The 13,349-nt window shown below is 61.3% G+C and carries 11 protein-coding genes; 2 read left to right on the forward strand and 9 right to left on the reverse strand.

Going from position 1 to position 13,349, the window contains the following annotated elements; all coding sequences use genetic code 11:
- Nucleotides 1–69: 69 nt before the first annotated feature.
- Together BJ928_RS22170 and BJ928_RS22175 are read right to left on the reverse strand one after the other, a co-directional pair.
- A complete protein-coding gene (locus BJ928_RS22170) occupies nt 70–1,569 on the reverse strand; it encodes an aldehyde dehydrogenase (RefSeq protein ID WP_047630670.1) in 1,500 nt (499 codons plus the stop codon).
- Between the two features lies 1 nt (nt 1,570).
- Nucleotides 1,571–2,716, reverse strand: coding sequence for an iron-containing alcohol dehydrogenase (locus tag BJ928_RS22175; RefSeq protein ID WP_047630669.1), 1,146 nt, complete (start codon nt 2,714–2,716; stop codon nt 1,571–1,573).
- Between the two features lie 117 nt (nt 2,717–2,833).
- On the opposite strand from BJ928_RS22175, the gene BJ928_RS22180 reads away from it, so the two are divergent.
- Entirely contained in the window at nt 2,834–3,733 is a 900-nt protein-coding gene (locus tag BJ928_RS22180) for a LysR substrate-binding domain-containing protein (protein ID WP_047630668.1), read from the forward strand.
- Nucleotides 3,734–4,051: 318 nt separating this feature from the next.
- On the opposite strand, the gene BJ928_RS22185 is transcribed toward BJ928_RS22180, so the two are convergent.
- The 7 genes from BJ928_RS22185 to BJ928_RS22215 form a co-directional block, all read right to left on the reverse strand.
- Nucleotides 4,052–4,459, reverse strand: a complete 408-nt coding sequence (locus BJ928_RS22185) for a F0F1 ATP synthase subunit epsilon (protein ID WP_047630667.1) — start codon at nt 4,457–4,459, stop codon at nt 4,052–4,054.
- Between the two features lie 77 nt (nt 4,460–4,536).
- The gene (atpD, locus tag BJ928_RS22190; RefSeq protein WP_047630666.1) at nt 4,537–5,967 is read right to left on the reverse strand and encodes a F0F1 ATP synthase subunit beta; all 1,431 of its coding nucleotides are present in this window, start codon (nt 5,965–5,967) and stop codon (nt 4,537–4,539) included.
- Nucleotides 5,968–5,991: 24 nt separating this feature from the next.
- The gene (locus BJ928_RS22195; RefSeq protein ID WP_047630665.1) at nt 5,992–6,876 is read right to left on the reverse strand and encodes a F0F1 ATP synthase subunit gamma; all 885 of its coding nucleotides are present in this window, start codon (nt 6,874–6,876) and stop codon (nt 5,992–5,994) included.
- Nucleotides 6,877–6,905: 29 nt separating this feature from the next.
- On the reverse strand, nt 6,906–8,435 hold the full coding sequence (gene atpA, locus BJ928_RS22200; protein WP_047630664.1) for a F0F1 ATP synthase subunit alpha: 1,530 nt from the start codon (nt 8,433–8,435) through the stop codon (nt 6,906–6,908).
- A complete protein-coding gene (locus BJ928_RS22205) occupies nt 8,435–9,001 on the reverse strand; it encodes a F0F1 ATP synthase subunit delta (RefSeq protein WP_082011821.1) in 567 nt (188 codons plus the stop codon). The genes atpA and BJ928_RS22205 overlap by 1 nt, the downstream gene beginning before the upstream one ends.
- A gap of 262 nt (nt 9,002–9,263) precedes the next feature.
- Nucleotides 9,264–9,647, reverse strand: a complete 384-nt coding sequence (locus BJ928_RS22210) for a hypothetical protein (RefSeq protein WP_047630662.1) — start codon at nt 9,645–9,647, stop codon at nt 9,264–9,266.
- Between the two features lie 110 nt (nt 9,648–9,757).
- Nucleotides 9,758–11,989 (reverse strand): primosomal protein N', encoded by a 2,232-nt coding sequence (locus BJ928_RS22215; protein WP_047630661.1) that lies wholly within the window; start codon nt 11,987–11,989, stop codon nt 9,758–9,760.
- 647 nt (nt 11,990–12,636) lie between these two features.
- On the opposite strand from BJ928_RS22215, the gene BJ928_RS22220 reads away from it, so the two are divergent.
- Nucleotides 12,637–13,266: a MarC family protein gene (locus tag BJ928_RS22220; RefSeq protein WP_047631020.1), complete on the forward strand. Its 630-nt coding sequence runs from the start codon at nt 12,637–12,639 to the stop codon at nt 13,264–13,266.
- The last annotated feature ends 83 nt before the right edge of the window (nt 13,267–13,349 follow it).

The following is a 13,349-nucleotide window of genomic DNA, read 5'->3' on the forward strand; positions in this document are numbered from 1 at the left end:
CCCCTTTATCCTCCGGACATGATCCCGCAAGCGTCGCCACTTTGAACGGGATCATGCTGATTTCAATCCTCAGCCGAACTGCTGCCAGATCGTCTTGTAATCGCAGTACTTGTCGATCGCATGCACCGAACGGTCACGGCCGAAGCCGGACTGCTTGAAGCCGCCGAACGGCGTTGCGAAGTTCGACATGTCGTAAGTGTTGATCCACACCGTACCCGCATGGATCTCTTCGGAAAAGCGGTGGGCGCGATTCATATCTCTGGTGAAGACGGCGCCCGCCAACCCGTAGATCGTGTCGTTGGCGATCTTGAGCGCCTCCTCTTCGGTATCGAAGGGAATGGCGGCCAGCACAGGGCCGAAGATTTCCTGCCGCGCCAAGCTCATATCGTTGGTCATGTCGACGAACACGCCCGGCGACACATAGTAGCCGCCGGTTTCGCTCAAGACACGCTCGGCACCGAAGGCACGGCGCGCGCCCTCCTTCTCCCCGGCCGCGATCATCGCCAGCACCTTGTTCATGTGCTCTTCCTCGATCAGTGCGCCGATCTGCGCGGAGGGATCAAGGGGATGCTTGAGCGCGATATCGGAGCGGGTCACCGCTTCGATCTTCTCGATAAGCTTGTCCTGTACGGAGCGCTGCACGATCAGACGCGTCGAGGCATGGCAGGTCTCGCCGGAATTGTAGAAGCAGCCCCAGGCCGCCGCGACGGCGGCGGCATCGAGATCGGCATCTTCGAACACGACGAGCGGCGATTTGCCGCCGAGTTCCAGCGCCACGCGCTTGACGTTCGATTGCGCCGCATAGCCCATGATCAGCTTGCCGACCTCGGTCGAGCCCGTGAAGGCGATCATGTCGACATCCATGTGCAGCGCCAGCGGCTTGCCGGTCTCTTCGCCGTAACCTGTCACCACATTGAAGACGCCGGCGGGCAGACCGGCTTCGATCGCGAGTTCGGCTAGGCGGATCGCCGAAAGCGAGGACTGCTCGGCCGGCTTCAGCACCACGGAATTGCCAGCCGCAATCGCCGGACCAAGCTTCCAGGCGTCGATGATCATCGGATAGTTCCAGGGCGTGATCGCGCCGATGACACCGAGCGGCACCTTGCGGACCAACGCGCGGGCATTCGGGCCGGTCGGTGCGATCTCGTCATACATCTTGTCGATCATTTCGCCGTAGAACTGGATGCCCTCGGCGCAGAGGCGTACGTCGACACCAAGCGACGCCATAACCGGCTTGCCGACGTCGATCGTCTCGAGCATGGCCAGCTCGTCACCATGGGCACGAATGAGATCGGCCCATTTCAGCATGATCTTCTTCTTTTCCAGCGGCTCCTTCTTGCGCCAGACACCGCTTTCAAAAGCGGCGCGGGCGGAGGCAACAGCAGCGTCGATATCGGCGGCATTGCCGCGTGCGAGCTGAGCGCCGGGCTTGCCATCCATCGGCCGGATGCGGGTGAAGGTTTCTCCCGATGCGGCGGCTCTGTGGACGCCGCCGATGAAATGACGGCCCTCCGGCTTGAGGCTGGAGAGAACGCCTTCCCAATAGTCGCGCGTATAGTTCTTGGTCATTTCAAATTCCTTTCGGCAGCGCCATGACGGCGGCGGCAAAGCGGTCTATGTCGGCATCCGTCACATCGCGGATCGTCGAGCGCCGCATGGGCTGGTTTTCCGGTGCGTGCATTTCACGGGCGAGATCGGCTTCATCGAACGGCTTGAAGGCCGCCGGCAGCGAGCGCACGATCCCGCAGCGATCCATCCAGCCGGAGACGAAAGCTGGAAGCTCGGCGGCACTGCCGACACCACAGGCCTCAGCTGCGGCATTGAGATCCGCCGTATCCGCTTCGACGAGCCACGGAAGCGTCAGTTCGAAGCCGAGCGCGGTTGCCAGGCCATGATGAACGGGTCCAAGACCTGCCAGCGCATGGCTGATATTGTGAGCGATCGCCGTGCCGCAATTGTCGATGGCAATACCGCCGAAGCAGGAGCCGAGCAACACGTCGCCGCGCGCCGCCATATCGTCGGGATGTTTTACTGCCGTCTCCAGCGAAGCCGTCAGCAGCCGCAGCGCCTGATGCGCATAGAACTGCGCGCCGCGATGCGTGTTGCGGTTCGTCGCCGCTTCGAAAGCATGGATGAAGGCATCGAGACCGCACCATGCCGTCAGGCTGGCGGGCAGGGTCTTCGTCAGCGCCGGATCGAGAATGACGAGATCCGCCTTCGTTTCCGGTCCCCAGATCCACAGCTTCTTGCCTTCGGGGCCAGCGAAGATATTCGTGGCCGACGTTTCCGAACCCGTGCCGGCCGTGGTCGGGACCATGATCTTCTTCAGCGGATTCTTCGGCAGTGGATTGGCGGCAAGCGCGTAGTGCATCGGGTCCTCACCGGAGGCGAGGCAGCATGCGACGATCTTGCCGATATCGAGGGCCGAACCGCCGCCTACGCCGATCACCATGTCGGCGCCTTGCCCGACAGCAATCGCCGCATGCAGATGAGCAAGCTTCGGCTCGCCGGCAAAGTCGGAAAAGACCTGCGTCTTGACGCCCGCTTCGGCAAGCGAGCCGCTGATCTGGGCAGCGAGGCCCGACTGAGCCAGGAAGGCATCGATCACGAGCAGAACGACATGGACGCCATCGAAAGATTTGACCGCTGCGGGAAGCTCGGAAAGCGTACCCTCACCGAAGCGAATGTCTGGAATGGCGGAAATGGAAAAGGACACGCGAGATCCCCTTGGAAAAGCGACTGAAGATGATGTCACAATCCTGCATCACAATTTCAGATCTTCAAATCCGGGCAATTATCAGGAATATTGATGATTTGAAGTCATGGAGAGCTGATGCTAGAGAAAATACCGCTGGAGGCCTTCCGCGTGTTCGACGCGGCCGCGCGCGCCATGAATTTTTCCCGCGCCGGCCGCGAGCTGAACATCACCCAGGCCGCCGTCAGCCGCCGCATCAAGGGACTTGAGGATCACCTCGGCGCCACACTCTTCACCCGGCGGGGGCGAAATCTGGCTCTGACGCCGGATGGCGAACGGCTGTTCCAGCGTGTACGCGCGACGCTGGAATATCTGGAGGAAAGCCTGGAGCCTTTTCGCGCCGGCACGGGCCAAATCATTTCCATTGCGGCAAGCGGCTCGACCTCGCACCTCTGGCTCGGGCAGCGGCTGCGGGATTTCGGCAAGGAGAACCCGGGCATCTCCGTGCGCCTGCTGACGACGGACATCCATTCCGAGCTCGCCTCGGAGAACAACGACCTCATCATCATCTATTCCACCGGCGAACATCCGCGCTGGAGCCTGACGCCGCTCCTGAAGGAAGTGCTGGTGCCGATCGCCTCGCCGGATTATCTGGCGGTCCGCGGCCTCGACCCACGGGCGCTGACGGCGGTCGATATCGCCGGGCTCGATCTCATCGACTACGAGCGCGCGAACGCCCACTGGATCAGCTTCCGCCAATGGTTCGGCCGCATCGGCGACCCCCTGAAAGGCAAGCTGCCGCGACCGCGCCTGTCTTTCTCGACCTACATCATGGCAGTAGAAGCAGCGCTTCGGGGCGAAGGCATCGCGCTCGGCAGCATCGGCCTCATCGAAGAATATCTGCAATCCGGCATGCTCGTCACTGTCGGCAACGATCGCTTCGAGAGCGGCTTCGGATATTTTCTCGGTGCGCCGCGCTTCCGCTCGCTGTCGCCCGAGGCGGCACAACTGCATAGGTTTCTGCTGGAGGGGCAATAGGCCTGGCGCGATTTTGGGAGGAACCGCCTCTCCGCTCCCGCTTTGAGAAGTATGAGTTGCAGTCGCTCGCCACCCGCCCTCGTGGTTCGAGGGCGCCTACGCACCACCTCACCATGAGGGCTGGTCTTCTCGCGCCACCGCTAAAAGGTGGCAAGCCGTATCGAGGCCGGATCAGTGCCATCCTCACCCTGAGGTGCTAGGACTCCTGAGCCTGCCGAAGGAGGCGAAGCCTCGAAGGGCGAGGATGGCCCGGGCCGTCAAACAAAAAAAGCGGCCCATAGGACCGCTTTCGTCTCATTCATCGGAGCCAGGATGGCATCAATCCTGCGGAATCGCGCCGCGCAGATGCGAGAGTTCCATGATGAAGTGCTCGAGGCGCGACTTGTGCTCGTGATGCTCGGCATCTTCGAGTTCGGCCTTTGCGGCATTGATGCGGCGCTCCAGTTCGTCGCGGCTCATGTCCTCGACGGGAACGGCGGATTCGGCAAGCAGCGTGCAGCCCGTCGGCAGGATATCGGCGAAGCCGCCGAAAACGACGTAATCCTGCTTCTTGCCCGAAGCCGAATGCACCTTGACGACACCAGGCTTGATGGTGGTCATGGTCGGCGCGTGATGAGCCATCACGGTCATCTCGCCTTCGCTGGCGGGAATGACGACATCGATGACCTGCTCCGACAGGAGCAGACGCTCCGGAGACACCAGTTCGAAATTGAAATTGTCAGCCATGGCCCGTCACTTCTCGATTGTCTTATTCGCAAGGCAAGGGCGCGCGGGCAATGCCGCGCGCCGATGGATTGGCCTGATTAGGCAGCCAGCTTCTTGGCCTTTTCGATCGCTTCTTCGATCGAGCCAACCATGTAGAAGGCAGCTTCCGGCAGATGGTCGTATTCGCCGTTGACGAGGCCCTTGAAGCCCTTGATCGTGTCTTCGAGCGCAACCAGCTTGCCCGGCGAACCGGTGAAGACTTCGGCGACGAAGAACGGCTGCGACAGGAAGCGCTCGATCTTGCGGGCGCGGGCAACAGCCAGCTTGTCGTCTTCCGACAGTTCGTCCATGCCCAGGATGGCGATGATGTCCTGCAGGGCCTTGTAGCGCTGCAGCGTCGACTGAACCTTACGAGCGATCTCGTAGTGCTCTTCGCCGACGACCATCGGGTCGAGCATGCGCGAGGTGGAGTCGAGCGGGTCGACAGCCGGGTAAATACCCTTTTCGGCGATCGAGCGCGACAGAACCGTCGTTGCGTCCAGGTGAGCGAACGAAGTTGCCGGCGCCGGGTCGGTCAAGTCGTCGGCCGGAACGTAAATGGCCTGAACCGAGGTGATCGAGCCCGTCGTCGTCGTGGTGATGCGTTCCTGCATCTGGCCCATGTCGGTGGCGAGCGTCGGCTGATAGCCCACGGCCGAAGGAATACGGCCGAGCAGAGCCGACACTTCCGAACCTGCCTGGGTGAAGCGGAAGATGTTGTCGACGAAGAACAGAACGTCCTGGCCTTCGTCGCGGAAGTTTTCAGCAACGGTCAGACCGGTCAGAGCGACGCGGGCGCGGGCGCCCGGCGGCTCGTTCATCTGGCCGTAAACGAGCGCGGCCTTGGAGCCTTCGCCGCCGCCATGCTTGTTGACGCCCGATTCGATCATTTCGTGGTAAAGGTCGTTGCCTTCGCGGGTGCGTTCACCCACGCCTGCGAACACCGAGTAACCACCGTGCGCCTTGGCGACGTTGTTGATCAGTTCCATGATGAGAACGGTCTTGCCGACGCCGGCGCCGCCGAACAGGCCGATCTTGCCGCCCTTGGCGTAAGGAGCCAAGAGGTCGACGACCTTGATGCCGGTGACGAGGATCTGCGCTTCCGTGGACTGCTCGACGTAGGACGGAGCATCCTGGTGGATGGCGCGCTTCTTCGACGTGTTCAGCGGACCTGCTTCGTCGACCGGCTCGCCGATGACGTTCATGATACGGCCGAGCGTCTCGTGTCCGACCGGAACCGAGATCGGCGCGCCTGTATCGGAAACGGGCTGCCCGCGAACCAGACCTTCGGTCGAGTCCATGGCGATCGTGCGGACCGAGTTTTCGCCGAGGTGCTGCGCGACTTCCAGAACAAGGCGGTTGCCGTTGTTGCTGGTTTCGAGAGCATTCAGGATCTTCGGCAGATCGCCTTCGAAAGAAACGTCCACAACGGCGCCGATAACCTGCGTAACCTTACCGTGAGAACCTGCGGGGGTAGCTGCGTCAGCCATATTCTTACCCTCTTTTTCCTAACCTCAGAGCGCTTCCGCGCCCGAAATGATTTCAATCAATTCCTTGGTGATCTGTGCCTGGCGCTGACGGTTGTAGTTCAGCGTCAGCTTGTTGATCATCTCACCAGCATTGCGCGTCGCATTGTCCATCGCACTCATCTTAGCGCCCATCTCGCCGGCGACGTTTTCGAGCAACGCGCGGAAGATCTGGACGGAGATGTTGCGCGGGATCAGGTCCGCGAGGATCGAAGCCGCATCCGGCTCGTATTCGTAGACGGCGCCCTTGTGGGCTGCATCTTCCTCGACGACGGCCGGAGCCGACGCCGGGATGAGCTGCTGCGCCGTCGGGATCTGGCTGATCACCGACTTGAATTCGGAATAGAACAGCGTGCAGACGTCGAATTCGCCTTCTTCGAACATTTCGATTATGCGCTTGCCGATGGCGTCGGCATTTTCGAAGCCGATGCGCTTGACGTCGCGCAATTCCTTGCGCTCGACGATCAGCGAAGCGTATTCACGGCGAAGCACGTCATAGCCCTTCTTGCCGACGGTGAAGATCTTCACCGTCTTGCCTTCGGCCAGCAGCTTGCGGGCATGGTCGCGGGCGAAACGCGAGATCTGCGAATTGAAGCCGCCGCAAAGGCCGCGTTCGGCCGTGCAGACGACGAGCAGATGCACATCGCTCTTGCCGGTTCCGGTCATCAGCAGCGGCGCGCCGTCAGCATCGGTGACGGCTGCCGAGATGTTAGCCAGAACAGAGGCCATGCGCTGCGAGTAAGGCCGGGCGGCCTCGGCCGCCTCCTGCGCACGCCGAAGCTTCGCCGCGGCGACCATTTTCATCGCCTTGGTGATCTTCTGCGTCGCCTTGACGGAGGCGATCCGGTTTTTCAGATCCTTGAGTGAAGGCATCCTTGGTCCGTCCTAGAGCTTGGGCCCGATTACGCGAAAGACTTGGCGAAGCTGTCGAGAGCAGCGGTGAGCTTGCCCTTCGTCGCGTCGCTGATGGCCTTTTCGGTGCGGATGGTGTCGAGGATTTCCTTGCCTTCCGAGCGGAGGTAGGACAGCAGGCCCTGCTCGAACTTGCCGACCTGGTTGACAGGCAGCTTGTCGAGGTAGCCGTTGACGCCGGCGAAGATCACCGCAACCTGCTCTTCCGTCTTCAGCGGCGAGAACTGCGGCTGCTTCAGGAGTTCGGTCAGGCGAGAACCGCGGTTCAGCAGGCGCTGCGTTGCGGCATCGAGGTCGGAACCAAACTGGGCGAAGGCGGCCATTTCACGATACTGGGCGAGTTCGCCCTTGATCGAGCCTGCAACCTGCTTCATCGCCTTGATCTGAGCCGACGAACCGACGCGCGAAACCGAGAGACCGACGTTAACGGCCGGGCGGATACCCTGGTAGAACAGGTCGGTTTCGAGGAAGATCTGGCCGTCGGTGATCGAGATCACGTTGGTCGGAATGAAGGCCGAAACGTCGTTGCCCTGCGTTTCGATAACAGGCAGAGCGGTGAGCGAACCGGCGCCCAGCTCGTCGTTCATCTTGGCGGCGCGCTCGAGGAGGCGCGAATGCAGGTAGAAAACGTCGCCCGGATAAGCTTCGCGGCCCGGCGGGCGGCGCAGCAGCAGCGACATCTGACGGTAGGCAACGGCCTGCTTGGAAAGGTCGTCATAGCCGATCAGGGCGTGCTGAGCGTTGTCACGGAAGTATTCGCCCATGGCGCAACCGGCGAACGGAGCCAGGAACTGCATCGGAGCCGGATCGGAAGCGGTCGCGGCAACGATGATCGAGTACTTCAGTGCACCGCGCTCTTCGAGCACCTTGACGAACTGGGCAACGGTCGAACGCTTCTGGCCGACGGCGACGTAGACGCAGTACAGCTTTTCGCTGTCCGGACCGGCATCGTGGATGGCCTTCTGGTTCAGGATCGTGTCGAGAATGATGGCGGTCTTGCCGGTCTGGCGGTCGCCGATGACGAGCTCGCGCTGGCCGCGGCCAACCGGGATCAGAGCGTCGATGGCCTTGAGACCGGTCGACATCGGCTCATGAACCGACTTGCGCGGAATGATGCCCGGAGCCTTCACGTCGACGCGCGAACGGCGGGTCGCGTTGATCGGGCCCTTGCCGTCGATCGGGTTGCCGAGCGCGTCAACAACGCGGCCGAGCAGTTCCGGACCGACCGGAACGTCCACGATCGCGCCGGTGCGCTTGACGGTGTCGCCTTCCTTGATGTCACGGTCGGATCCGAAAATAACGACACCGACGTTGTCTGATTCGAGGTTCAGCGCCATGCCGCGGATGCCGCCGGGGAATTCGACCATTTCGCCGGCCTGAACATTGTCCAGACCGTAGACGCGGGCGATACCGTCACCGACGGAGAGAACCTGGCCGACTTCGGAGACTTCAGCTTCCTTGCCGAAGTTTTTGATCTGATCTTTCAGAATTGCGGAAATTTCCGCTGCGCGGATATCCATCAGCCGACCTCTTTCAATGCAAGCTTAAGGGTGGAGAGTTTGGTGCGAAGGGACGTATCGATCTGACGCGAACCGACCTTGACGATCAGGCCGCCAAGGATCGACGGATCGACCGTGACGGCAATTGCCACGTCCTTGCCGGTGACGCCCTTCAGCGCCGCCTTCAATTCATCTTCCTGCGCCTGAGTGAGCGCATGGGCCGAGGTTACCTCGGCGGAAATCTCGCCGCGATGCTGGGCGGCGATGATGCGGAAAGCCTTGATCATGCCCGGCAGCGCAAAAAGGCGCCGGTTGCTGGCCACAAGCTTCAGAAAATTGGTGACATAGGCGCCAAAGCCGGCTTTCTTCGCCAGCGCTTCAATCGCACCGACCTGCTCTTCAGCCGAAAAGACCGGGCTGAGGACGAATCGCTTCAGATCTTCGCTTTCGTCAAGCATGGCTTGGAACCGATCGAGATCGGCGGTCACTGCCGGTACGGCACCCTCTTCAAGGGCCAATTCGAACAGCGACGAGGCATATCGTTCTGCAACGCCAGAAACATGCTGGGATGTGTCTGCCACGGGCACAAAATTCCCTGATTTCAACCCAAGAACCAGACTTCCGGGTGACGGAAGCGATATGTCCTTGAATTCGTTTTGATTTCCCCCAGAAATCAGCAGGAGTGCTCTCCCGCCTCATCCGAAATTCGGGGTTCGTCTAACATAGGATATTGAGACTCGCAACACGCGTATTCGACGAATACGCCATTCGGGCAAATTTATGATGTCAAAATTCAAAAACCATGGGGATAGCGCGGGCGAAAATGCCCTTACCGGAGCTGTTTTCGGCTTAAATATAGCCGAGCCCATACAGAAAAGGTAGCGCAGCCAGTATAGCCTGCACAACCAGAAGAAGAAGACTCAAAAATATGCTGCCACGATCGGACATGAGCGAGAGGATGCGACCGAACGCCGCGACCCCGAAGGAGGCCCCGAGCGCGAGATAGATCATCGGCTGCGCGAGCAGGATCGCCATCAGCCCGAAGCCCAGCATGAAACCGCCGGCCGAACGTGCCTCGGCATAGGCCTCGGAGCGCCCTTCCTTCACCTGCAGCTTGAGGAATCGGTAGGTGTAACCCGGCGCAAACATCAGGAAGAGGCCGATCAGCGCCGTGACCGCGGCCGAACAGTAGGCAAGCCGCTCGCCGAATTCGGTTGGAAAATAAAGCTCCATCGGTCGCCTTCAAAATCAGCCGGCGCGCAAATCGCGCAATTTAGACGGCCGACTTATGGCATGATCCGCGTTGCAAGGGGAAGGCGCAGTCAAGCTATCTGCCGCGTCAATCACAGAAAGCTTTGCGGATCGATATCGAGCTGGACCTGCACCGAACCGCGCTCCTTCGGCGACTGCGCCAGCATGGCCCGCAGAAAACCTTGCATGTCGGAATTGCGCCGGCCGTGCACGAGCAGGCGGAAGCGGTGGCGGCCGCGCACCAGCGCGATCGGCGCTTCGGCCGGGCCGAGCACCGAAATGCCGGTGACTTGCGGCGCCGCATTGCGCATGCCGCGTGCATGGGTCTCGGCATCCTGCCTGGTATCGGCCGAGACGATGATCGAGGCGAGCCGGCCGAAGGGAGGCAATATGGCCCTCTCCCGCTCGGAAATCTCGCGCTCGTAAAAGGCGCTGGCATCGCCCGAAACGATCGCCTGCATGACGGGATGCTGCGGCTGGTAGGTCTGCAGCAATCCGTGGCTTTTCAGACCGGTCCGCCCGGCGCGTCCCGTCACCTGCGACAGCAGCTGGAATGTGCGTTCGGCGGCGCGCGGGTCGCCATTCGCCAGGCCAAGATCCGCATCGACAATGCCGACCAGCGTCATCAGCGGGAAATTGTGCCCCTTGGCGACGAGCTGTGTGCCGATGACGATATCGGCCTCGCCCTTGGCGATCGCATCGAGCTCCAGCCGCAACCGCTTGACGCCACCCATGATGTCGGAGGAGAGCACGATCGTCCGCGCCTCGGGGAAGTGCCGCTCCACCTCCTCGGCGATGCGCTCGACGCCCGGCCCGCAGGCAACGAGATGATCGAACGTGCCGCATTCGGGGCAGGCCTCCGGCGTGCGCTCGGCATAGCCGCATTGATGGCACTGGATCTGGCCGCGGAACCGGTGCTCCACCAGCCAGCTCGAACATTGCGGGCACTGAAAGCGGTGGCCGCAGACCCGGCAAAGCGTCAGCGGCGCATAGCCGCGCCTGTTGAGGAACAGCAGTGCCTGTTCGCCCTTGGCGACCGTCTTGCCGATCGCGCGGATCATGACAGGCGACAGGAAGCCGCCGCGCTCCGGCGCGTGCCGGCGCATGTCGATCAGATGCAGATCCGGAAGTGCCGCATCGCCAAAGCGCGTCGGCAGATGGATTGTCGTGTAGCGCCCGCTTTGACCGTTGACCTGGCTTTCGACCGAAGGCGTCGCCGACACCAGCACGACCGGAAAATCGCCGATGCGGCCGCGCACCACGGCCATATCACGCGCATTATAATAGACGCGATCCTCCTGCTTGTAGGCAGGATCATGCTCTTCGTCGACGATGATCAGCCCGAGATCCTCGAAAGGCAGGAAGAGAGCGGACCGCGCACCGGCAACCACGCGCACTTCACCCGTCACAGCCTGTCGCCAGACCTTTTCGCGCATTTTCGGTGCGAGGTCGGAATGCCATTCGGCCGGCTTGGCGCCGAAGCGATCCTGAAAACGCTCGAGAAAGCTTGCCGTCAGCGCGATCTCCGGCAACAGGATCAGCACCTGCTTGCCACGTCTTAGCGTTTCAGCGATGGCCTCGAAATAGACCTCGGTCTTGCCGGAACCGGTGACGCCGTCGATCAGCGAAACCGCAAACTCGCCCTTGCGTACATCGGCCAGGATCTCGTCAGCCGCATCCTTTTGCGGCCCCTGCAGCCGCGAGGCGGTAAATTCCGGATCGGGCCTGGCGACCACGGGCGGCGGCGGCAGGAAGATGGTCTCGAAGATGCCCTGCGAGATCAGCCCGTCGACGACGCTGGTGGAAACGCCGGCCGCATGCGCCAAGCCGATCCGCGTCCAGGAAAGCCCATCGGCGGCAATCTCCATCACCTTGGTGCGAGCCGGCGTCAGACGCTCGGGCTGGCCGCCAATAAAGCGCAGGCCCTCCACCATCGGTTCGGGATCGAAAGCAGCCGGCGCCCGAAGCGCCATGCGCGCCACAAGCCCGGGAGGCGACAGCGTGTAGGTGGCAACCCAGTCGACGAAATCGCGCATATGCTTGCCGAGCGGCGGGCAATCGAACACATGGCTGATCGGCCGAAGCTTCTTCGGATCGACCCCGCCATCATCGTCGCCATCCCAGACGACGCCGATGACCTGCCGCGGCCCGAGCGGCACCTGCACGACCGACCCCGGCTCGACCGCCATGCCCTCGGGCACGGCATAGGAATAGGCCCTCGGCGCCGGCATCGGCACGAGAACGGGAACCGTACGGCTCATCACAGGCTTTGCGGGCGCCGCCTCGAAAAGCGCACCGAACAGATCGGAAGAATCTTTGCTCATTGCGCCAGACCATGCCCCGGACGGGAACAAAAGGAAACCCGGGAGTGAGCGAGGGACGCTCGCAAATGCCGACAATTTAGAAGCCGCCCTGAATATCCGGCCCCATCTAGCAGCACCACCAGCGACCACTATCGCGCCGAAACAATGGCTTTCGCCGGATTGGACGCCCCTCAAGCCGCCTGACAGGCATCCTTTACGGGGAGCTCAGGTCGGCTGATGGCTTTATCCTTTTCCTATTTCTGCAAGAGCCGTTCCCAATCGAAAAACTATGAGGTCGTCGTTAGGCTGGGCGCGGCACCGCGAAATGGAACCTCATGTCCATCGACAGCGCACGAATGCCCGAAGGAAATGACGCTATGTATGGCCAACCAAGAGCACGGTACCTCTTGAAACATACCGACGCCAAGTTGGCAGACCGAGAATTCAGGACGGTTGATCACCGTCACTCGCGCAACGAACGGGCGCCATACCTCTGCTTGCCTAGCGTGATGGGCCCGTTTCGACACAATCGGCCTTCTTGGCGTGATGCTTGGTTAAGAATCCCAAATGGCAGAACCAAGCCGTGACCGATAGAAGCCTCTGGTCTCCCGAGGTCTGGGGTTGCGGAGCATCGACAGACTTTCTACGCCGACGTGAAGGAGGCACGCGTGACAAGCTTTAGTTCAATCCTTCACGCCTTTACCACTTTGTTGGTGGCTGTCGATCCGCCAGGCCTTGCGCCGCTTTTCCTCGGCGTAACGCACGGCATGACGCGCCAGCAACGTAAGCTGGTTGCAACCCGCGGCGTGGTCATCGCTTTCGGCATCTTGACTACATTTGCCCTCTTCGGTGCGAGCATCCTTCAAACGCTCGGCATATCGATGGGCGCGTTTCGTATTGCAGGCGGCCTGATGCTGCTGACGATCGCTTTTGAAATGATCTTCGAATTCCGCCAGCAACGTAGATCGCGCAGCAGTGACGCTGCCATTACCAAGGAACACCTGCATCACCTTGCGGTGTTTCCAATCGCGATCCCGCTCGTCGCCGGGCCGGGTGCTTTGTCCGCGACAGTGCTGATTGCGGGAACACTGGACGGAATAGCCGGAAAACTTGAGTTGATAGCCGTTATTGCTGTCGTGATGGGATTCGTCGTCGCTGCGCTTTTCCTGGCACAGAAGGTCGACCGAGTGCTCGGGGCCAGCGGTCGTGTACTGCTTACTCGTTTGCTCGGCGTTCTCTTGGCGGCGCTTTCGATCCAGTTCGTAGTTGACGGCATCCGCTCCGCATTCAACCTGTAGAAGAGCTGATAACGCGTAACCATGGCCCTAAAGTTGCCGGCGAAACATCCGAACCGGGTAGATGACCGCTTGTGGCGCAAAGT

Origin of the sequence: Rhizobium sp. WW_1, from assembly GCF_003610155.1 — a bacterium.
Lineage (GTDB): Bacteria > Pseudomonadota > Alphaproteobacteria > Rhizobiales > Rhizobiaceae > Rhizobium > Rhizobium tropici_A.